Here is a 21,222-nt window from a genome sequence, read left to right as displayed (position 1 = left end):
TGAGATCCCCCTGCTCAGCGCTCCGCGGTGGCCGACCTCTTCGGGTGAGGCCGGCCACCGCCCCACCACCCGGTGAACTGCTGACACGGACACGGATCCTCCCGGCACCTCGCCGCTCCCACTGTCCTGTTCGTCTGCGGTCTCGGGCGGCGGGCGTCCAGGAGAGCCCGCTCGACCGGAGCCTCTGATATCCGGCGACGCGACGGTCTCGGCCTCGCTCTGGCGGGAGTCAGGCGCGGCGGCGCTCCACCGCCGCCAGCGCCACGAAGCCCACGGCGCCCACCACGAGCGCCGTCAGCGCTGTGCGCAGCGACACCGCGGGCAGCAGCAGCGCCGTCGTGAAGACCTGCCACCCGTAGTCGAGCATCTCGAGCGGGTACGGCGCGAGAGCCCGCGACCCCGCCGCGGAGGACACGGCGGTCACCAGCGTCGGCCCGATCCAGAGCAGCACCAGGCTCGCGACCCAGGCGAGCACGCGGCCGACGGAGGTGAGCCCGCACCACGCGAGCGCGAGCCCGGCGAGGATCCCGGGCAGCCACTGCACGGCGTTCAGCACGGCGAGGCCTGCCGCGCTCGAGGCGGCGAGCGCTGCGAGGAGGGTCGTCAGCCAGCTCCCGGCGGCGATCGCGGCGATCGAGACTCCGACGGCCGCCCCCGGCGCCGGTGCCCGGGCGATCAGCAGCAGCACCAGCGCCCCCACCACGATCGACCCGGCGGCACCCGCGACGAGGGCGCCGAGGTAGACGGCGGAGGCGGTGCCCTCGACGAGCCCGCCCGCCACGGTGGCCGCCGACTGCACCAGGGCCGCGATCTGCACGACGAGCACGCCGATCAGCGCGCCGAGCACTCCCTCGCGTCGGATCCGCACCGCGAGTCCCGCGAGCGCCGAGCCGACGAGGATCACCGCCGCGATCAGCACGATCGAGTACTGGCTGAACGGCAGCAGCGCGACGGGCATCGCCTCGGGCCCGACCTCGATCCGCCAGAGGTTCTGCAGCGGCAGCCGCATGCCGGTGAGCAGCCACGGGAGAAGCCCGACCACGGCGGCGGCCGCTCCGACCGCGACGCGCACCAGTCTCATGCCCCCATCCTCCCTGCTCGGTCGTCAGGACGCCCGACCGTGGAGTGCGAGGACGACGGCGGAGGGGCCGGGTGCCGGCGACGGCAGCCCCGGCTCAGTAGACGAACCAGCGCAGCCACTCGCGGTTGTGCGCGTGCACGAGCGCGAGGAACACGACGAGGTCGAACAGCAGGTGCACGCAGATCACGTAGGTGAGCGACTTCGTCTTCGAGAAGATCCAGCCCTGGAGCAGCGCGAACGGGATCGTGAACGCCGGCGCCCACTCGCGGTAGCCGAGCTCCCAGAGGAACGAGACGAACACGACCGCCTGCAGGATGTTCGCCTGCCACATCGGGAGGTGTCGGCGCAGCACCGCGAAGACGACGCAGATGAAGAACAGCTCGTCCCAGATGCCGACGAACCCGACTCCGACGAAGAGGCGGGCGATCTCGTCGGGGGCCGAGATGGCGGGCCAGTTCAGGTAGGCGCCCGAGCGGATGAAGTAGAACGGCAGCAGGATCCAGCCGAGCACGACGACGGCGGGCAGGTACGACTTCTCGAGCGTCGTCCAGCGCTGACCGGTGCGCAGCGGGAAGCGGATGATGCGGCGCTTCGTCCCGTAGTGGTCGATCGCCCACGGCACGGCGACCGCCGCCGAGAGCACGGCGCCCATCAGTGCCATGTTCGGGTAGTCGAGGTTCGCCTCGACCGAGATCGTGCTGACGATCACGAGCCCCGCGGCGATCAGCGAGAGGTCGACGGCGAGCGTGCGGTCGACGACCAGCGCGAGCAGGAGGCTCGCCGCGAGCACCAGGTAGCCCGCGAGCGGCAGGCGCAGGCCGAACAGCAGCACTGCCGAGATCGAGATCCCGGTGGCGGGGGCGAGGGCGGGTCTCATGCCCTCAGGGTAGGCGGCGCGGGTCGCGCCCGTCCGGTCACTCGTCGCGGCCACCCGTTCGGCGGCCCGCAGGGGAACTGACGGTCGTTCAGCGATCGTCAGCGGAGAGTGAGAGCACAGGTGAAGGCTGGACATCGCAGCCAATGCACAGCCGCCGCGGTCGCCTTGAAGCCATCACGCCGCAGTGACGTCGGTCACGAAAAAGAAACACGATCGAAACGCGGACAACACGGTACGGTCACATCCGCTCGATAGACATGAGACCCTGCGACGAGACCCGGCCCCGCGACCCGCCACCGATTCCCGGCTCCGCGCACCATCACACGAAGGGAGGGCTGCCATGGCCCTCGAGGAGAACACCCGCGATCTCGAGAGCGGGATCGTGACCGATCTGCGCGAGAAGATGAGCTACGGCTCGTACCTGTCGCTCGAGACTCTGCTGTCGGCGCAGAACCCGGTGAGCAGTCCGGAGCATCACGACGAGATGCTGTTCATCATCCAGCACCAGACCTCGGAGCTGTGGTTGAAGCTGCTGCTGCACGAGCTGCGCGCGGCGTGCCGTCTGATGGCGGCCGACGACCTGTCGGGGGCGCTGAAGAAGATCGCGCGGGTCAAGCACATCCAGAAGACGATGACCGATCAGTGGTCGGTTCTCGCGACGCTGACGCCGACCGAGTACGCGCAGTTCCGCGACTTCCTCGCGAACTCGTCGGGGTTCCAGTCGCATCAGTACCGGGCGGTGGAGTTCCTGCTCGGGAACAAGAACGCGAAGATGCTCGAGGTGTTCCGCGGCGACGACGCGGCGCGTGCCGAGCTGCAGGAGCTGCTGGAGGCGCCGAGCCTGTACGACGAGTTCCTGCGCCTGCTCGCGCGGGCGGGTCACGACGTGCCTGCCGAGCTGCTGGAGCGCGATGTGACGCTCGCGCACGTGTTCACTCCCTCCCTGGTGCCGGTGTTCACGCGGATCTACGAGAACGACGGCGAGTTCTGGGGTGCGTACGAGGCGTGCGAGGAGCTGGTCGACGTGGAGGACAACTTCCAGACCTGGCGATTCAGGCACCTCCGCACGGTGCAGCGCACGATCGGCTTCAAGCCCGGCACGGGCGGGTCCAGCGGAGTCGGGTTCCTGCAGAAGGCGCTCGAGCTCACCTTCTTCCCCGAGCTGTTCGCCGTCCGCACCGAGATCGGACGACGATGACCGCCACCGGCACCCTCACCACGGCGGCCGAGCTCGACCGGCTCGACCCGCTCTCGTCCTACCGTTCGAGGTTCCTCGGTGCGGACGACCCGGCGCTCCCCGCCTACGTCGACGGCAACTCGCTCGGGCGCCCGCTCGCGGACCTGCCTGCGCGCTACGCCGCCTTCGTCGAGAAGAGCTGGGGCCACCGCCTCATCCGCGGCTGGGACGACAGCTGGTTCGAGCTTCCGCTGGCGCTCGGCGACCGTCTCGGGTCGGCCGTGCTCGGTGCCGGGCCCGGTCAGGTCGTCGTCGGCGACTCGACCACCGTGTCGCTCTACAAGCTGATCCGCACGGCGCTGCACGCGCGGCCGGGGCGCTCCGAGATCGTGATCGACCGCGGCAACTTCCCGACCGATCGCTTCGTCGTGGAGGGCATCGCCGCCGAGACCGGCGCGAGCATCCGCTGGATCGAGACGGAGCTCGGCGGCGGCGTCGCACCCGATGACGTCCGCTCGGTCGTGGGCGCTGACACGGCCGTCGTCGTCCTCAGCCAGGTCGCCTACCGCTCGGGCTTCGCGGCCGACGTGCCCGCGATCACCGCGCTCGTGCACGACGCCGGTGCACTCGTGCTCTGGGACCTCTGCCACTCCGTCGGCGTCCTGCCGATCGAGCTCGACGAGTGGGGCGTCGACCTGGCGACGGGCTGCACCTACAAGTACCTCAACGGCGGCCCGGGCGCTCCGGCGTTCCTCTACGTCCGGCGCGACCTGATCTCCACCTCCGTGCAGCCGATCTGGGGCTGGATGGGCGTCAAGGACTCGTTCCGGATGGGGGAGTCCTACGACCCCGCCGACGGCATCCGCCGCTTCGTGAGCGGCACCCCTCCGATCGTCGGCATGATCGCCATGCAGTCGATGCTCGACCTGATCGAGGAGGCGGGGCTGCCGGCGATCCACGCGAAGTCGCTCGCGCTCACCGCCTTCGCCGTCGAGCTCTTCGACGAGCACCTCGCGCCGCTGGGCGTCACGCTGTCGACCACGCGCCTCTCCGAGCGCCGCGGCGGCCACATCACCGTCGACCATCCGGCCTTCGCCGCGATGGTGCCCGTGCTCTGGGAGCGCGGCGTGATCCCCGACTTCCGCGCCCCGAGCGGCCTCCGCCTGGGCCTCTCGCCGCTGTCGACCTCCTTCGCCGAGGTCGAGATCGTCGTGCTGGCCGTCCGCGACCTCCTCGCGCAGGAGTCGTCGTGACGGCTCGGGCCGGCGCATGACGAGTGTCCTCGACCTCTCGGCTCGCGAGCCCGACCGGGTGCTGCGCTACGGCACGGCGCCGGAGCACGTGGTCGACGTCTACGGAGCGGCGTCGGCGGGGCCCCTGGTCGTCCTGGTTCACGGCGGCTTCTGGCGCCACCGCTACGACCGGATCCACGCCCGGCCGCTCGCGGCTGCTCTCGCCGACCGCGGGGCGTGCGTGCTGCTCCCCGAGTACCGGCGCGTCGGTGATCCCGGAGGCGGATGGCCGGGCACCTTCGACGATGTCCGGGCGGTGCTGGCCGCCGTTCCCGGGCTCGCCCCGGGGCCGCCCCGGCGTGCGACTCTCGTCGGCCATTCGGCGGGTGGTCACCTGGCCGTGTGGTCGCAGGCGGTCGATCCGTCGCCGTCCGTCGCGGCCGTGGTGTCGCTCGCCGGAGTGCTCGACCTGGCGGCCGCGGCCGCGGACCGTCTCAGCGACGACGCGGTGGCCGAGCTGCTCGGCCCGTCCGGCCCGCTCGCGGCCGCCGATCCCCTTCAGCTCCCCGCCCCGCCGATGCCCGTGGCGGTCGTGCACGGCAGCAGCGACGCCGAGGTCCCGGTCGAGTACAGCCGCCGCTACGCCGCGCTGCATCCCAGCGCTTCGCTGCACGAGCTCGAGAGTGCCGGCCACTTCGAGCTGATCGATCCGCGTGACCCGGCGTTCGAGACGCTGGTCGGTCTGCTCGCGGGCTGAGAGATCACTGGCGGAGGAACGTACCTTGCTTTTCGAGTACGGACGTTACGGTGAAGACATTTCCGAGTTCTCCTAGACGAAGGCGACGACCATGACCCCTCACGCCGATGCGCCCCACGAGACCATCGATCCGCCCGAGCTCGCGCGCCCGTCGGGGTTCGCCCACGGCATCAGATCCGGCTCTCTCGTCCACCTCGGCGGTCAGACCGCGATGGATGCGAACGGCGCGATCGTCCCGGGCGGGATCGTCGAGCAGTTCCGCCAGGCCTTCTCGAACGTCCTGGTCACCCTCGCGGCGGCAGGCGGAACGCCGTCCGATCTGGTCTCAGTCACCATCTACCTCCTCGACATCCCCGACTACCAGCGCAACGGCCGCGAGATCGGGCGGATCTGGCGCGATATGGCGGGGACGCGCTACCCGGCGATGGCGGGGGTCGGCGTCACCGCGCTGTGGCAGCCCGAGGCGCTCATCGAGATCCAGGGAGTCGCCGTCGTGGCTCCGCGCTGAGGCGGCAGTGCGGCCCACCGACGATCGTTACACGCACGAAACCTGATCGACGCGTGACGATCGCATTCGTTTGGTTATGTGGAGACATCCCGGACCGAGAACGGACGCCATGCCTGACGCAGAATTCTGGAACCCGAAGACCGAGCGGCTCGAGCGGAACGACCTCCGCGCGCTGCAGTTCGCCAAGTTCACCCGGCTCGTCGAGTGGGCGGCCGCACGCAGCCCCTTCTACCGCCAGAGCTTCGCCCGCGCGGGCTTCTCGCCCGAGCAGCTGAAGAGCTGGAGCGACATCGAGCGCGTCCCCTTCCTCACCCGGGAGGACTGGATGGCCAGCCAGGAGGCGCTCCCGCCCTACGGAGGGCTGCCCGTCGCGGGCGCGGAAGCCGCCATCCGGATGCACACCACCTCCGGCACCTCTGGCAAGACGCCGCTGCGCGCCCTCGACAGCCGGAAGGACTGGAAGTGGTCGGCCGAGATGTGGTCGTACGCGCTCTACGGGATGGGCGTCCGCTCCACCGACATCGGCTACGTGGCCTTCGGCTACGGTTCGTTCATCGGATTCTGGGGGCTCCACAACGGACTCGAGAAGATCGGCGCGCTGACGATCCCCGGCGGTGCGCAGACCACAGCGGCCCGGGTGAAGCAGATCGTCGACTTCGGAGCGACCGTCGTCGCCTCGACCCCCACCTATGCGATCAGGCTCGCGCAGGAGGCCGAGGCGCTGGGCTACGACCTGCGGAACTCGCCCGTGCGCACCGTGATCCTCTCGGGCGAGCCGGCCGGCTCGATCCCCGAGACCAAGGCGTTGATCGAGTCGCTGTGGGGAGCGAAGACCTACGACACCGCGGGGATGACCGAGGTCTCGACGATCTTCATGTTCGAGCCGGCGAACCAGCCCGGCGGCTGCCACATCATCGAGGACCACTTCATCGAGCAGGTCATCGACCCCGAGACGGGTCGGGAGCGGCCCTACGGAGAGGCCGGGGAGCGGGTCTGCACCTCGTTCGGCCGGAGCATCATCCCGCTGATCCGCTACCGCACCGCCGACCTCGTCGTGAAGGTGCCGCACACGGTCGCCGCCAACGGCCGCACCTGGGACCTCTACGAGGGCGGGATCCTCGGCCGGGTCGACGACATGAAGCTGGTGCGCGGCACCAACGTCTACCCGCGCGCGGTCGAGGGGATCGTCCGCACCTTCCCGGGCATCGAGGAGTTCCAGCTCCGGATCACCCGCGAGGGGATCCGCGACGAGATCACGCTCGTGATCGAGCCCGCCGCCTCCGTCGGCGACGGCGAGTGGCGCACTCTCGTCTCCTGCCTCGGCAGGGACCTCGCCGACGCCCACGAGGGCCTCCGCTTCGTGATCGAGCGTGCGCCGTCCGAGTCCCTCCCGCGCTTCGAGCTCAAAGCCAAGCGACTCACCGACCTCCGCACCGCCTGATGGGACGACAGATGACGACCGACCTCCTCGGCACGCCGCTCACCCGGGACGAGACCGACATCCTCGCGGTCTACACGGGCCTCAAGGCGCTCCTCGAGCGCGACCTGGCCCCGGCGGTCGCCGCGAACCTCCGCGATGCCCTCGCCAGCACCGGGGTCGTCGTCACCGACCTCGCGCTCGACTTCGAGCACCTCCTCGACCTCGGCGCGTAGCACCGGAGAGCCTGACCTGATGAGAATCGCCTGCATCGGAGGCGGCCCCGGTGGCCTCTACTCCGCCCTCCTCCTGAAGATCGCCGATCCCGGCCACGAGGTCGTGGTCTTCGAGCGCAACGCGGCCGACTCCACCTTCGGGTTCGGCGTCGTCTTCTCGCAGGAGACCCTCGAGAACCTCCGAGACGCGGACCCGGTCTCGTACCGGTCGATCGAGGCGCTCTGGCGCAGGTGGTCGGCCATGGACGTCGACGTCAGGGGCTTCCAGGAGCGCTCGGACGGTCACGCCTTCGCGGCGCTGGCCCGCAGGGACCTCCTCCTCACGCTGACCGCCCGCGCCCGCGAGCTCGGAGTCGACCTGCGGCACGAGAGCACCGCGCCCGATCTCGACGAGCTGCGCCGCGACCACGACCTCGTCATCGCCGGCGACGGCGTGAGCAGCCCGACCCGCACGGCTCTCGCGGCGGAGCTCGGCAGCTCGGTCGAGACGCGCCCGTTCAAGTACGCCTGGTTCGGCACCGCGCGCCCGGTCGACTGCTTCACCTTCGTCTTCGTCGACACTCCGCACGGGATGTTCTGGGCGCACATCTACCCCTACGACGACGAGCACTCGACGTTCCTCGTCGAGACCGACCCGGCCACTTGGGCGCGGGCCGGTCTCGACGAGTTCGACGCCGCCCGCGAGCCGGGACGCACCGACGAGCGGTCGATGGCCTTCTGCGAGGAGGTCTTCGCCGAGTACCTCGGCGGCCACCGCCTCGTCGGCAACAACTCGGGCTGGCAGAACTTCCGCGACGTCACCAATGAGCGCTGGTCCGACGGGAACGTGGTCGTCATCGGCGACGCCGCGCACACGGCGCACTTCTCGATCGGATCCGGCACGAAGCAGGCGCTCGAGGACGCGATCGCGCTCACCTCGGCGATCGGCGCCGCCGCCGACGTGCCGACCGCGCTCGCGGTCTACGAGGCCGAGCGCAGGCCCGTGGCCGCGTCGCTCCGGCGCTCGGCGATGACGAGCCTGCGCTGGTTCGAGCACATCGACCGCTACCTCGCTCTGCGCCCGCAGCAGTTCGTCTTCCAGCTGCTCACCCGCAGCCAGCGCATCACCTACGACAACCTGCGTGTCCGCGATCCTCTCTACGTGGCACGGCTCGACGAGTGGTTCCACGAGAGCCAGGTCGAGGCGGGGAACTCCGCGCCCGCAGGCACCCCGCCGATGTTCTACCCGCTGACGCTGCGCGGCACCACGCTCAAGAACCGCGTCGCGGTCTCTCCGATGGCCCAGTACTCCGCCGTCGACGGAGTGCCGAGCCGCTGGCACCTCGTGCACCTCGGCTCCCGCGCGATCGGCGGAGCCGGCCTGATCTTCACCGAGATGGCCTGCGTGTCGCCCGAGGGGCGGATCACCCCCGGCTGTCCGGGCCTCTGGAACGACGAGCAGCAGGAGGCGTGGGCCGGGATCGTCGACTTCGTCCACTCCGAGACGACCGCGAAGATCGCCGCCCAGATCGGCCACGCCGGCCGCAAGGGCGCGACGAAGGTGATGTGGGAGGGCATCGACGAGCCCCTGGAGGAGGGGGACTGGCCGATCAGCGGCCCGTCACCGCTGCCGTACCGCTCCGACAGCCAGGTGCCCCGCGAGCTCACTCCCGAGGAGATCGCCGAGGTGACGTCCCAGCACGTCGCCGCCGCGCGCCGCGCCGCCGAGGCCGGCTTCGACCTGCTCGAGCTGCACTTCGCGCACGGCTACCTCGTCTCGAGCTTCCTCAGCCCGCTCTCGAACCACCGGCAGGACTCCTACGGAGGGTCGCTGCGCAACCGGGCACGCCTGGCCCTCGAGATCTTCGAGGCCGTGCGGGCGGAGTGGCCCCAGGACCGGCCGATCAGCGTGCGGCTCAGCGCGACCGACTGGGTCGAGGGCGGCTTCGACGGCGACGATGCGGCTCAGGTGTCGCAGTGGCTGAAGCGGGCGGGCGCCGACATCATCGACGTCTCGACCGGGCAGACGAGCACCGACGCGCGCCCCGACTACGGCCGGCTCTACCAGACCCCCTTCAGCGACCAGATCCGGCACGAGGCCTCGGTGCCGACGATGACCGTCGGCGCCGTCTCGAGCATCGACGACGTCAACACGGTCCTCGTCGCGGGCCGCGCCGACCTGTGCCTGCTCGCCCGGCCGCACCTCGTGGATCCGTACTGGACGCTCAACGCCGCGATCGACCAGGGCTGGGTGGACCCGACGACGCCGCCGCAGTACCTGTCGGGGCTCCGCGCGCGGCGACGGGTGCAGGTCCCGTGAGCGGCTCGCAGCCGTTCCTCGACTCGATCGAGGTGACCGAGGAGGCTCCGCTGCGCTTCTCGGCGCAGCCGCAGGACGTCCCCTGGCCCAAGGCCTACGGAGGCGACACGATCGCCCAGGCGCTCGCCGCGGGGACGCGGACCGTGGAGTCCGGCCGGCTCGTGCACTCGATGCACTCGTACTTCCTCCGCCCGGTCGACGTCGACGAGCGGGTGCACTACGAGGTCACGCCGATCCGCGACGGCCGCGGCTTCTCGCACCGCTCCGTGCTCGGCACTCAGCGCGGCAGAGAAGTGCTGCAGGCCACGATGTCGTTCGCGGCCCCGGCCCCCGGGGACTCGTACGCGGCTCCGCAGAATCGACCTGTGCGGCGGCCCGACGACCTTCCGACCGCGGCGGACGCGGTGCGGACCGCGGGCCTCGCCGGCACCGCGGCGGGCGAGTACTGGGCGCACGGTCGCAGCTTCGACCTGCGGCACGACCCGTCGCCGCTCTACGGGAGTCGCGCCGACCGCTCCCCGGGTCAGGCCGTCTGGGTGCGCTCGCTGTCACCGATCCCGCTCGACCCCGAGACGCAGCGCATCGCGCTCGCCTACGTCTGCGATTACACGATCCTCGAGTCGCTGCTGCGCGTGCAGGGTCTCGGCTGGGGGAGTGCGGGGCTCTCGACGGCGAGTCTGGACCACTCGATGTGGTTCCACCGGCCGTTCGACCTCAACGACTGGGTGCTCTACGTGCAGGAGGCGGTGTCGGCGCAGTCGGAGCGCGGCCTCGCGACCGGACGGTTCTACACGGCCGCCGGCGTGCTCGTGGCCAGCGTCGCGCAGGAGGGGGTCCTGCGGGTCCGGTGACCGCACGGCGCACGCCCCCGCCGTGGCAGGATCGTGGTGTTCACTGGGAACGAACATCTTGAACGAGGGGGAGTGGCGCTCATGGAGGCCTGTTCACGTGCACGGACACCGCTGTCAGCGCGGCCGTCGGCCGGTGGGCGCCGATGAGCTCGCCGCTCGCGCTCCGCGACGACGCGCTGGGCCCGCGCATCCGGGCGCTCCGACTCGAGCAGTCGTTGTCGCTGCGCCAGCTCGCCTCCCGGAGCGGCCTGTCGGTCGGGTTCCTGTCGCAGGTCGAGCGCGGGCTGAGCTCGATCGCGCTGTCGAGTCTGCACTCCGTCGCCGACGCCCTCGGAGTGTCGCTGGCCGCGCTCTTCGGCGAGAAGACTCCGGCGGCGACCCAGGAGACCGTGTCTCCCGACGAGGTGGTCTTCACGATCAGCCGCGCCGGCGAGCGGCCGGCCAGACGGGAGTCGACCGGCCGGCACTACGAGCTCCTCTCGGCCAGGTCACCGGGTCTCGTCCTCGAGCCGATGCTCGTCTACATCGAGCCGGGCGGCGCGAAGGAGGCGGCGTCGCCGCACGCGGGTGAGGAGTTCGCCTACGTGCTCAGGGGCGAGCTCATCTACGAGGTCGCCGGCCGCGAGCACCGGCTGGGCCCCGGCGACAGCTTGTACCTGCGCTCGAACGTGCCGCACACCTTCTACAACGACGGGGACGAGACGACGGTGGTCGTCTCGGTCGTCACTCCGCGGCACTTCTGACCGCTGATCAGCGGGCGGTGCTGGCCGCGAGCCAGTCGCCGCAGAGCAGGATGCTCTCGGCGGGCGTCGGCGCATCGGGGCGGTCGACCTCGACGACCCACCAGAGCGACTCGTCCTCGCCCAGCAGCGCGTCCAGTGCCGCGAGATCGGCGTCCCCGCCGCCGGGCTCGACCCACAGTCCGGCCAGGACGGCGTCGCGGTAGGAGCGGTGCTCCCGGCGCGAGTCGGCGGCGACAGCGGCGCGGTAGTCCTTCAGGTGCACTCCGGCGACGCGGTCGCGGTACTCGCCGATGAGCGCGACCGGATCGGCGCCGGCCCAGGCGAGGTGGCCGATGTCCGGACCGAATCCGAGGACGCCCGCCGGTACACCGTCGAGCACGGCCCGGGTCTCCTCCTCGGTCTCGACCCACGAGCCGACGTGCGGGTGGAGGGCCGGGCGGACCCCCTCGGCGGTCAGCGCCGCCGCGGTCTCGCCCAGGATGTCGACCATGTCGGCGAGCCGGGCGGCGTCGGCGAGGTGGCCGGTCGCCGCATGGGTCACCCGGGGGTGATCGGCGGGCATGTTCGCGGTGAGGAACACGACGTCGACGCCGATCGCGGCGTAATCGCCGCCGATGCGCCGCGCCGCCTCGAGGCGGTCGCGACGCACCTCGGGGTCGTCGGTCCAGTGGTTGCCGGCGATGCCGGGACCGACGGTCAGCCCGTGGCCGGCGAGACGGTCCACGAACGGGCGTCCCAGCGCCGCCTGGCCCGATTCGACGTGCACGCTCGTGAAGCCGGCACCGGCGACGCTCGCGAGCACGACGTCGAGGTCGGGCGCCAGAGCACCGTCGACCCAGCCGTCCGGCGTGGCCGCCCACTGGATGGGATTCAGCGCGATCCGCTGCAGGTGACGCATGGTGCCCCTCGGGAGATGTGGTGGACGGAAGTGTCGTCGTTCGCGTTTCAGTCAGAAAGTGTTTGATGACATGAAATTTACGACGTCGAAACAAACAGAACGTTTCGCTTACATAAAGTAGGCGTCGCGGAGAGAGAACAGCAAGACCCTCCCGCCGAGGCGCAGAACCGCGCGAGCGCCGTCCCACGCACCTTCCACACCCGAGAACGATGGGAAAGACACCATGAAGCCGCACCGCACCAGGGCAGTCGTGGCGGTTTCGATCGCCGCAGCACTCGCGCTCGCAGGATGCTCCGCCGACGGGAGCAGCGACTCCTCCTCCGGCGACGACCTCACCCTCAGCCTCGCCGCCTCGCCCGAGGAGCCCACCTCGTGGGACCCGGCTCAGGCCGGCACCGGAACGGCCTACTACTACCAGGCCGTCTACGACACCCTCATCCGCGCCGAGCCCGACGGGACCTACGTCCCGAGCCTCGCCACCGAGTGGACCTATGACGACACCAAGACGGTGCTCACGATGTCCCTCCGCGACGACGTGACGTTCACCGACGGGAGCACGCTCGACTCCGAGGTCGTCGCCGGCAACCTCGAGCGCTTCTCGGGCGAGGGTGGCAGCGACTCGACCATGCTCGCGGCACTCGCGAGTGTCGAGACTCCCGACGACGCCACCGTGGTCCTCACCCTCAGCCGGCCCGACCCCGCGCTCATCTACTCCCTCAGCAACTCCGCCGGATTCATCGGCAGCCTCGACGCGATCGAGGCCGGCACGATCGGCACCGACCCGGTCGGCTCCGGTCCCTACGTGCTCGACGCGGCGGCGACCACGGTCGGCTCGAAGTACACCTTCGACCGCACCGAGGACTACTGGGGTGAGGACCTCCCCTTCGACTCCGTCGAGCTGCAGCCCATCCAGGACACCGCCGCACGCATCAACGCCCTGCTCTCGGGTCAGGTGAACGGGGCACTGCTCTCGAACGCCTCGAGCGGTCAGGAGGCCGCGGAGGCCGGCTTCACCCACATCCCGAGCGAGATCGACTTCCACGGCATCTACATCTTCGACCGCGAGGGCGTCGACGCTCCGGCCCTCGGAGACGAGCGGGTCCGCCAGGCGATGAACTACGCGATCGACCGCGACCTGCTCGTCGAGCAGGCGATGTTCGGAGAGGCCACCGCCACCGACCAGATCTGGGCGAAGGGCACGCTCGGCTTCAACGACGACTACGAGGACTACTACTCCTTCGATCCGGACAAGGCCCGCGCCCTGCTCGCCGAGGCCGGCTACGCCGACGGATTCGAGCTGACCATGCCCGTCGTCTCGATCTTCGACAACACCGTGCTGACGCTGACCCAGCAGATGCTCGCCGACGTCGGCATCACCGTGAACTACGTCGACGTGCCGATCGCCGACCTCTTCAACGCCTACACGGCGGGCGAGTACCCCTCGACGTTCATGCAGTACTCGGCGGGGGAGGACTGGGTCCTGATCAACGACTACATCGCCTCCGACGCCAACTGGAACCCGTTCGGCGCCTCGACTCCGGAGTCGGACGCCCTCGTCGCCGAGTACCCCACGGCCAGTGAGGAGCGCCAGGCGGAGATCGCCCAGGAGCTCAACACGATCGTCGTCGAGGAGGCCTGGTTCGTCCCCTTCTACCGTGCCGTCCAGCAGCTCTACGTCGACGACACCGTCACGGCGACCCCGCAGGTCGGCGAGGCGAACCCCACGCTGTACAGCTGGGCGCCGGTCAGCTGACCGCACTCGAGGGCGCCCGCAGGCCGGGCGCCCTCGACCCGTCCACCACGTCTCGGAGTCTCACCATGCTCGGGTTCCTCCTCAAGCGGATCGCCACCGGCGTCGTGCTGCTGCTGGCGGCGACCGCCGTCGCCTTCGTGCTGCTCGGTGCGCGCCCCGAGTCGATCGCGCGGAGCATCCTCGGGCAGTCGGCGACCCAGGAGCAGGTGGCCCAGCGGGTCGTGGCGCTCGGGCTCGACCAGCCCCTGCCGCTGCGCTACCTCGACTGGCTCGGCTCCGCGCTCACCGGGGACTTCGGGCGCAGCTGGTTCACCAGCGAGTCGGTCATCGGCTCCCTCTCGACGCGTCTGCCGGTGACGCTGAGCGTCGTGACGGGCGTCATCCTCGTCAGCGCGATCGTCGCCCTCGTGCTCGGCACCCTCGGTGCCGTCCGGCGCGGTGGGATCGACCGCGGCGTCCAGGTCGCGACGGTGCTCGGCTACGGCCTCCCCGGGTTCCTCGTCGCGCTCGTGCTGGTGACCGTCTTCGGGGTGCAGCTCGGCTGGTTCCCCGCGCTGGGCTACATCCCGCCCGCGGAGTCGGTCGGCGGCTGGCTCAGCACCATCACGCTCCCGATCATCGCCCTGAGCGTGGCGACGATCGCCAGCGTGACCCAGCAGGTCAGGAGCGCCGTCGGCGCGGAGCTGCGCAAGGAGTACGTCCGCACGCTGCGCAGCCGCGGAGTCTCGGAGTGGAAGATCCTGCTCCGCTACGTGCTGCGCGGTGCCGCGGCGCCGGGGCTCACCGTCCTCGCCCTCGAGTTCGTGGGGCTGCTGGGCGGAGCGGTCGTCGTCGAGAGCATCTTCGCGCTGCCGGGAGTCGGCGCCATGGCCGTGCAGTACGTCCCGCGCGGCGACATCCCCGTGATCATAGGCCTCGTCGTCGTGACGGTCGCCATCGTCGTCGTCGTCAACACCGCCATCGACCTCGTGGTCGCCTGGCTCAACCCGAGGGCGAGGACCGCATGAGCGTCGTGCCGATGACCGTCCGCGCGCAGAGCACCCAGGGTGCCCTGCGCCGTTTCCTGCGCAATCCCCTCGCGGTGATCGCCTCCGTGCTCCTGGTGCTGATCGTCGTCGCGGCGCTGCTCGCACCGTGGCTCACGCCCTACGACCCGGCGTTCGCCGATGTCACGGCGCTCAACCAGGGCCCCTCGGCGGAGCACCTCCTGGGCACCGACCGCGCCGGCCGCGACGTGCTCTCGAGGCTGCTCATCGGTGGCAGGGTCACCCTCCTCGCCGCCGCGATCGCGGTCGTGGCCGCGGTGGCGATCGGCGTTCCGGCCGGACTCCTCGCCGGATACTTCGGTGGCCCCTACGCGGCCGTCGGCAACGGCCTCACCGCTCTGGTGCTCTCGCTGCCCGCCGTGCTCGTGATGCTCTCGGTGCGGGCCGTCGTCGGCCCCTCGGTGTGGATCACGATGCTCGTCTTCGGCATCTGCGTGTCGACCAGCTTCTACCGGCTCGTGCGCTCCTCCGTCTCGGTGGTGCGGAACGAGCTCTACGTCGACGCGGCCAAGGTCTCGGGGCTGCGCTCCTGGCGCATCCTCTCGAGGCACGTGCTCGCCGTCGTGCGCGCGCCCATCATCGTGCAGACCGGTCTGGTCGCGGGGATGGCGATCGCGGCGCAGTCCGGGCTCGAGTTCCTCGGGATCGGCGACCGGCAGGTGCCCACCTGGGGCTCGCAGATCAGCGAGGCCTTCGCCGCCATCTACACCTCGCCGGCGCTGATCGCCCCGCCCGCCGTGGCCATCGGGCTCACCTGCGTCTGCCTCGGGGTGCTCGCGAACGGACTCCGGGATGCGCTCGAGGACCGCGGACTGGCGGCCCCCCGGCGCCGTCGGGCGGTCGCCGCCCCGGCTCCGACCGGCGCTCCGCCGCTCGCCGACGACGTCGTGCTCGCGGTCCGCGGGCTGCGGGTCGGCTACCCCGACGGTCAGGGAGGCGAGAACGTCGTGGTCGACGGCGTCGATCTCGAGGTGCGGCGCGGCGAGGTGCTCGGGCTGGTCGGCGAGTCGGGCAGCGGCAAGTCGCAGACCTCGTTCGCCGTGCTCGGCCTTCTCCCCTCCGGGGGCCAGGTGCTCGCAGGGAGCATCCGGCTCGACGGGAAGGAGCTGGTCGGCGCACCCGAGCGCGAGATCGCTGCGCTCCGCGGACCGGTCATCGCCTACGTCCCCCAGGAGCCGATCGCCAACCTCGCGCCGTACAGCACGGTCGGCTCGCAGCTGATCGAGTCGCTGCGCGGAAGCCTCGGGCTGGGGCGCGCCGAGGCGAGGGCCCGAGCGCTCGAGCTGCTGGCGAGCGTCGGCATCCGGGAGCCCGAGCGGATCCTGGGCTCCTACGCGCACCAGATCTCCGGAGGAATGGCCCAGCGCGTCCTCATCGCCGGCGCGATCGCGGGCGACCCCGACGTGCTCATCGCCGACGAGCCGACCACGGCGCTCGACGTGACGGTGCAGGCCGAGGTGCTCGACCTCCTCCGTCGGCTGCAGCGCGAGCGCCGCATGGCGCTGCTGCTCGTCACCCACGACTTCGGCGTCGTCGCCGACCTCTGCGACCGCGTCGCGGTGATGAACGCGGGGCGCATCGTCGAGGAGGCGAGCGTCGACGACCTCTTCTCGCGGCCGCAGCACCCCTACACCCGCGAGCTTCTGGCGGCGACGCTCGACGATGTCGAGCCCCGCCCCGATCTCGTGACGGCGGAGGCTGCTCCCGGCCACTCCGCCGCCCCGCGCACCGAGGAGACCCGATCGTGACCGCACTGCTCGAGATCGACGACCTCCACGTCGTGTTCCGCTCGGGCGGGCCGCTGCGGCGCCGCTCCTTCGCCGCGCTGAAGGGCGTGAGCTGCACGATCCGTGCCGGAGAGACCCTGGGCCTCGTCGGTGAATCGGGATCCGGGAAGACCACGATCGGCCGGGCGATCCTGGGGCTCGCCCCGGTCGAGTCGGGCACGATCCGCTTCGACGGCCGCGAGATCCAGCACGCCGCCCCGCGGGAGCGCCGTGCGCTGAGCAAGGACATCCAGGTGGTGTTCCAGGACCCGTACAGCTCGCTCAATCCGGCCCTCACCGTCGAGCAGATCCTCGCCGAGCCGCTGATCGCGCAGGGCGTCTCGCCCGCGCAGGCGCGCCGCAGGCTGACCGAGCTCCTCGACCGCGTGCACCTGCCCTCCGACTCGCTCGGCCGGGTGCCGCGCGAGTTCTCGGGCGGGCAGCGCCAGCGGGTCGCCATCGCGCGCGCCCTCGCGCTCGACCCCCGTCTGATCGTCTGCGACGAGCCGGTCTCGGGCCTCGACCTGCGCACGCAGGCGGCCGTGCTCGACCTGCTCGTCGAGATCCAGCAGGAGTCGGGGGCCGCCCTGCTCTTCGTCTCGCACGACCTCAGCGTGGTGCGGCGCATCAGCCACCGCGTGATGGTGCTGCTGCACGGCGAGGTGATCGAGACCGGATCCGCAGCCGTCGTCACCGGCGAGCCGCGGCATCCGTACACTCGGCGCCTGCTGATGTCGGCGCCGGTCGCGCACCCCGCCCGTCAGGCGGAGCGCCGGCAGGCGAGAGCCGCTCTCGACGCCGCGGAGCCGACTGCATGACACCCGAGCAGGACGCCGATGTCGTCATCGTCGGCGCGGGGCTGATGGGCGCCGTCGTCGCGGCCACCGTGCGCGCTGCGCACCCCGGAGCGCGACTGCTCCTGATCGACGCCGGCCCGCCGCTCGGCAGCGCCCACGGGCACCACCTCCACGACACCCCCGATCTCGAGGCGCGCGCCGGGTTCGCCGCTCGCGCCTTCGCCGGCAATCAGGCCATGTACGTCGGCGCCTCCCGGACGGCCGGCGAGGCGGCCGATCTCGCCGCGGTGCCGGCGGGCCTGCGGACGCTGAACGACTTCGGGCACGACGCGTCCGAGATGCCCGGCGCCTCGATCGCCTGGAACCTGGGCGGGATGAGCGTGCACTGGGCCGCCGCCGCGCCGACGCCGTTCGGCGACGAGGTGCCGGAGGCGATCCCCGCCGCCGAGTGGTCCGCCGACCTCGCCGAGGCGCAGCGGCTGCTCCGGGTGCATCCGGGGCCCTACCCGCTCGATCGCGTGGGCGATCGCGTGCTCGAGGTGCTCGACGAGGTCTTCGGCCCGGTCAGCGCCGAGGGGCGGCACCCGCAGGCCATGCCCGTCTCGATCAACCCGGACGCCGAGGGGCGGCTGGCCCGCACGGGCCCGGGCGCGGTCTTCGCTCCGATCGAGCAGGGCGGTGATCCCGGCGTCGAGCTGAGGCACTCGTCACTCGCGACCCGCATCCTCCTCGAGGACGGCCGGGTGGTCGGAGTGGCACTGCGCTCGATCGCGAACGGCGCGGAGGACGTCGTCCGCACGGGGATCGTGGTCGTGTGCGCCGACACCTTCCGCACCCCGCAGCTCCTCGCGGCCTCGGGTGCGGGCGGAGCGGCGCTCGGCCGGTACCTCAACGAGCACGCCTTCCTCGCCGGTCGGGTGCTGGTCGACATCGAGGCTCTCGGAGCGGGCAGCCCTCCGCGTCCTCTCGAGGGCGAGTGGGCCACCTCGGCGAGCTGGCTGCCCCACAGCGGGGCGTCGCAGCCGTTCCAGGGGCAGATCATGCAGGCTCCGGTCGATCCGGGCGAGGGTGAGCCGACGCAGTACGCGGTGACCCTCGCGCTCTACGTGCCGACCGAGGTGCGCGCCGAGAACCGCATCGAGTTCTCGACAACCGAGACCGACATCGCCGGCCTGCCGAGGATGACCGTGCGCTTCGGCCACAGCACGGCCGACCTCGAGATGATCGATCGTGCCCGCGCGGCGCAGGCGGTGGCGGGCGCCCGCCTGGGCGACTTCGACCCCGAGCGCGACTCGCTCCTGCTCGACGCCGGCGCTTCGCTGCACTACACGGGCACGGCGCGGATGGGAGCGGCGGACGACGGGACGAGCGTCTGCGATCCCGACGGCCGGGTGTGGGGGACCGAGGGGCTCCTCGTCGCGGGCAACGCGGTGGTGCCGACGGCGCTCGTCGCGAACTCGACGCTCGCCGGGGCCGTGACGGCCGTGCGGGCCGGGCGTGCGGTCGCCGGTGCGCTGGCGGAGCCGAGCCGAGGTGCCGCAGGAGCGTCCGACCGAGCAGACCAACCCGGCTGAGCCGATCCGTCGATTGAGACGATCAGATTAAATCGAGGCCATGGGGTGGGTTTAGTGGGAGACAAATGTTTAGTGTGGTTGAACACCTGGAGTGAATACCGGGTGCGGCTGACCACCGACCAGAACCGATCCTCGAGAGGACACTCGTGACCGAGCGCCCCTACCGCCTCGCCGTCGACATCGGCGGCACGTTCGTCGACGCGATGGAGCTCGACCAGCGCACCGGCGCCGTCCGCTTCCGCAAGGCGCCCACCACTCCGGCCGAGCCCTGGAAGGGCGTGCTGGCCGCCCTCGAGGCACTCGGCACCGACCTCGCCGAGGCAGAGCTCTTCATCCACGGCACCACGCTCGGGCTGAACGCCGTCCTCGAGCGCCGGGGGAGCGCGACCGGGATCATCACCAACGCCGGCCTCCGCGACATCTTCCTCCTCGGCCGCGGCAACGTGCCGGACGACCGGATGTACGACTTCCAGTACCAGCGACCGCCGAGCCTGGTGCAGCGCCGGCACACCGCGGGCGTCGTCGGCCGGCTCGACCACCGCGGCGAGGTGGTCACTCCGCTCGACGAGGACGACCTGCGCAGCATCGCGCGTCACCTCGTCGAGGACGAGGGGGTCGTCTCGATCGCGATCTGCTTCGTCCACTCCTACCTGAACCCCGAGAGCGAACGACGGGCCGCGGAGCTGCTGCGCGAGTGGCATCCCGACCTCAAGGTGAGCGTCTCGACCGACATCGTCCAGGAGTACCGCGAGTACGAGCGCACCTCGACCACGGTGCTCGAGGCCTACATCCGCCCGATCTTCGAGCGGTACGTCGACGAGCTCGAACGGGGGCTCGCAGCGAGGGGCTTCGACGCGCGCTTCCTGATCATGCGCTCCGGCGGCGGATCGATGACCTCGGCGAGCGCGAAGGCGTCGCCGACCCCCACCGTCCTCTCCGGCCCCGCCGGAGGCATCGTCGGTGCGAGCCATCTGGCCGAGGTCCTCGGCCGCCAGAACATGCTGACCTTCGACATCGGCGGCACCTCGCTCGACGCCTGCGTCATCGAGGGCGGAACAGCGGTCGTCACCCACGAGGCCGAGCTCGAGCACTTCCCCCTGCTCATCCCGACCTACGACATCCGCACCATCGGCGCGGGCGGGGGCTCGATCGCCGCCGTCGAGCGCGGCCTGCTCCAGGTCGGCCCGCGCAGCGCGTCGGCCGTGCCGGGGCCCGTCGCCTACGGGCGCGGGGGCACCGAGCCGACGGTGACGGACGCCTCCGTGGTGCTCGGCTACGTCGACCCCGAGAGCTTCCTCTCCGGCACCATGCGCCTGCACGAGGCCGAGGCGAGGGAGGCGGTGCGCGAGAGGATCGCCGCGCCGCTCGGCCTCTCGGTCGAGGAGGCCGCGGCGGGCATCTTCGACGTCATGCTCGCGAAGACGGTCGGGGCGGTGCGCCAGATCACGGTCGAGCGCGGCCACGACCCCCGCACCTTCTCGCTGCTCGCCTTCGGCGGTGCCGGTCCCCTGGTCGCTCCGCTGCTCGCCCGCGAGATGGGCGTCGGCGAGGTCGTCGTCCCGTTCGCGCCGAGCGGCTTCAGCGCCTGGGGCATGCTCAGCGCCGACGTCGTCACCGATCACTCCCGCACCCGGATGGAGGTGCTCGAGGACGCCGATCTCGTGGGTCTCGCCGCCGATCTCGCCGAGGTCGGCGAGGCGGCGCTCGCCTCGCTCGAGGAGCAGGGCGTCGCGCGATCGGTCGCGGTGCTCGAGCAGCAGCTCGAGCTGCGCTACCTCGGCCAGGAGCACACCCTCGCCGTCACGGTCGGCGACGACCTCGACGCGCCGGCGATCCGCGCGGCGTTCGACGCCCAGCACCGCGCCCAGTACGGGCACGCGATGGAGAACAAGGTCCAGATCCTGACCACGCGGGTGCGGGGGATCGGGCGCACCGCCCGCCCCGAGCTGAGCACCTCGGCGATCGGAGACGGCGACCCCTCCCGGGCCCTCGTCAGGCACCGCACCGCCTACGACTTCGGCTCCCGCGCCATGACCGGCTTCGCCGTCTACGACCGGAGCCTGCTCGAACCCGGCGACGCCTTCCTCGGCCCGGCGCTGGTCGACGAGGGCACCTCGACGACCGTCGTGCACAGCGGACAGCAGGTGAGGGTCGAGGAGCACGGCTACCTCCTCATCACTCCCGCGACCCCGACCCCCACGGAGGCCTGA

Annotated in this window: 18 protein-coding genes; 15 read left to right on the top strand and 3 right to left on the bottom strand. The window is 71.4% G+C overall.

Features of this window, described 5'->3' with window-relative positions; genetic code table 11:
• Positions 1 to 229: 229 nt before the first annotated feature.
• Positions 230 to 1,081 (bottom strand): hypothetical protein, encoded by an 852-nt coding sequence (locus tag ASG06_RS04225; RefSeq protein WP_056038927.1) that lies wholly within the window; start codon positions 1,079 to 1,081, stop codon positions 230 to 232.
• 94 nt (positions 1,082 to 1,175) lie between these two features.
• Complete coding sequence (locus tag ASG06_RS04220) at positions 1,176 to 1,958, bottom strand: CPBP family intramembrane glutamic endopeptidase (RefSeq protein ID WP_056040459.1); 783 nt, start codon at positions 1,956 to 1,958, stop codon at positions 1,176 to 1,178.
• Positions 1,959 to 2,298: 340 nt separating this feature from the next.
• Between ASG06_RS04220 and ASG06_RS04215 the strand changes: the two genes are divergently transcribed.
• From ASG06_RS04215 to ASG06_RS04175, 9 genes are all read left to right on the top strand, one after another.
• Positions 2,299 to 3,156 carry a tryptophan 2,3-dioxygenase gene (locus ASG06_RS04215; RefSeq protein ID WP_056038924.1) on the top strand — a complete coding sequence of 286 codons (858 nt, stop codon included), beginning with the start codon at positions 2,299 to 2,301 and terminating at the stop codon, positions 3,154 to 3,156.
• Positions 3,153 to 4,388 carry a kynureninase gene (locus ASG06_RS04210; protein ID WP_056038922.1) on the top strand — a complete coding sequence of 412 codons (1,236 nt, stop codon included), beginning with the start codon at positions 3,153 to 3,155 and terminating at the stop codon, positions 4,386 to 4,388. The genes ASG06_RS04215 and ASG06_RS04210 overlap by 4 nt, the downstream gene beginning before the upstream one ends.
• Before the next feature lie 16 nt (positions 4,389 to 4,404).
• On the top strand, positions 4,405 to 5,124 hold the full coding sequence (locus ASG06_RS04205; RefSeq protein WP_056038919.1) for an alpha/beta hydrolase family protein: 720 nt from the start codon (positions 4,405 to 4,407) through the stop codon (positions 5,122 to 5,124).
• A gap of 91 nt (positions 5,125 to 5,215) precedes the next feature.
• Positions 5,216 to 5,632, top strand: a complete 417-nt coding sequence (locus ASG06_RS04200; protein WP_056038917.1) for a RidA family protein — start codon at positions 5,216 to 5,218, stop codon at positions 5,630 to 5,632.
• Between the two features lie 109 nt (positions 5,633 to 5,741).
• Entirely contained in the window at positions 5,742 to 7,073 is a 1,332-nt protein-coding gene (locus ASG06_RS04195) for a phenylacetate--CoA ligase family protein (RefSeq protein WP_056038913.1), read from the top strand.
• Positions 7,074 to 7,084: 11 nt separating this feature from the next.
• On the top strand, positions 7,085 to 7,285 hold the full coding sequence (locus ASG06_RS04190) for a hypothetical protein (RefSeq protein WP_056038910.1): 201 nt from the start codon (positions 7,085 to 7,087) through the stop codon (positions 7,283 to 7,285).
• 19 nt (positions 7,286 to 7,304) lie between these two features.
• Entirely contained in the window at positions 7,305 to 9,584 is a 2,280-nt protein-coding gene (locus tag ASG06_RS04185) for a bifunctional salicylyl-CoA 5-hydroxylase/oxidoreductase (RefSeq protein WP_056038907.1), read from the top strand.
• Positions 9,581 to 10,435 carry an acyl-CoA thioesterase gene (locus tag ASG06_RS04180; protein ID WP_056038903.1) on the top strand — a complete coding sequence of 285 codons (855 nt, stop codon included), beginning with the start codon at positions 9,581 to 9,583 and terminating at the stop codon, positions 10,433 to 10,435. The genes ASG06_RS04185 and ASG06_RS04180 overlap by 4 nt, the downstream gene beginning before the upstream one ends.
• 143 nt (positions 10,436 to 10,578) lie before the next feature.
• A complete protein-coding gene (locus ASG06_RS04175; RefSeq protein ID WP_056038900.1) occupies positions 10,579 to 11,178 on the top strand; it encodes a cupin domain-containing protein in 600 nt (199 codons plus the stop codon).
• A 7-nt stretch (positions 11,179 to 11,185) separates the two neighbouring features.
• Here ASG06_RS04175 and ASG06_RS04170 read toward each other — a convergent pair whose 3' ends face one another.
• Positions 11,186 to 12,076, bottom strand: a complete 891-nt coding sequence (locus tag ASG06_RS04170; RefSeq protein WP_056038899.1) for a sugar phosphate isomerase/epimerase family protein — start codon at positions 12,074 to 12,076, stop codon at positions 11,186 to 11,188.
• 250 nt (positions 12,077 to 12,326) lie between these two features.
• Between ASG06_RS04170 and ASG06_RS04165 the strand changes: the two genes are divergently transcribed.
• The 6 genes from ASG06_RS04165 to ASG06_RS04140 all read left to right on the top strand — a co-directional run bounded on the left by ASG06_RS04165 (position 12,327) and on the right by ASG06_RS04140 (position 21,222).
• Entirely contained in the window at positions 12,327 to 13,829 is a 1,503-nt protein-coding gene (locus ASG06_RS04165) for an ABC transporter substrate-binding protein (RefSeq protein ID WP_162238996.1), read from the top strand.
• A gap of 65 nt (positions 13,830 to 13,894) precedes the next feature.
• The gene (locus tag ASG06_RS04160; protein WP_056038895.1) at positions 13,895 to 14,836 is read left to right on the top strand and encodes an ABC transporter permease; all 942 of its coding nucleotides are present in this window, start codon (positions 13,895 to 13,897) and stop codon (positions 14,834 to 14,836) included.
• A complete protein-coding gene (locus tag ASG06_RS04155; protein WP_082498920.1) occupies positions 14,833 to 16,623 on the top strand; it encodes a dipeptide/oligopeptide/nickel ABC transporter permease/ATP-binding protein in 1,791 nt (596 codons plus the stop codon). Before ASG06_RS04160 ends, ASG06_RS04155 begins: the two co-directional genes overlap by 4 nt.
• Positions 16,617 to 17,459: an ATP-binding cassette domain-containing protein gene (locus ASG06_RS04150; RefSeq protein ID WP_056040457.1), complete on the top strand. Its 843-nt coding sequence runs from the start codon at positions 16,617 to 16,619 to the stop codon at positions 17,457 to 17,459. The genes ASG06_RS04155 and ASG06_RS04150 overlap by 7 nt, the downstream gene beginning before the upstream one ends.
• Entirely contained in the window at positions 17,456 to 19,012 is a 1,557-nt protein-coding gene (locus tag ASG06_RS04145; RefSeq protein WP_056038893.1) for a GMC oxidoreductase, read from the top strand. Before ASG06_RS04150 ends, ASG06_RS04145 begins: the two co-directional genes overlap by 4 nt.
• Before the next feature lie 146 nt (positions 19,013 to 19,158).
• Entirely contained in the window at positions 19,159 to 21,222 is a 2,064-nt protein-coding gene (locus ASG06_RS04140; RefSeq protein ID WP_056038891.1) for a hydantoinase/oxoprolinase family protein, read from the top strand.

The sequence above is a fragment of the Rathayibacter sp. Leaf185 genome (assembly GCF_001423885.1).
GTDB lineage: Bacteria > Actinomycetota > Actinomycetes > Actinomycetales > Microbacteriaceae > Rathayibacter.
The sequence above is the reverse complement of the archived record's forward strand: the minus strand, read 5'-3'. Positions and strand labels throughout refer to the sequence as shown.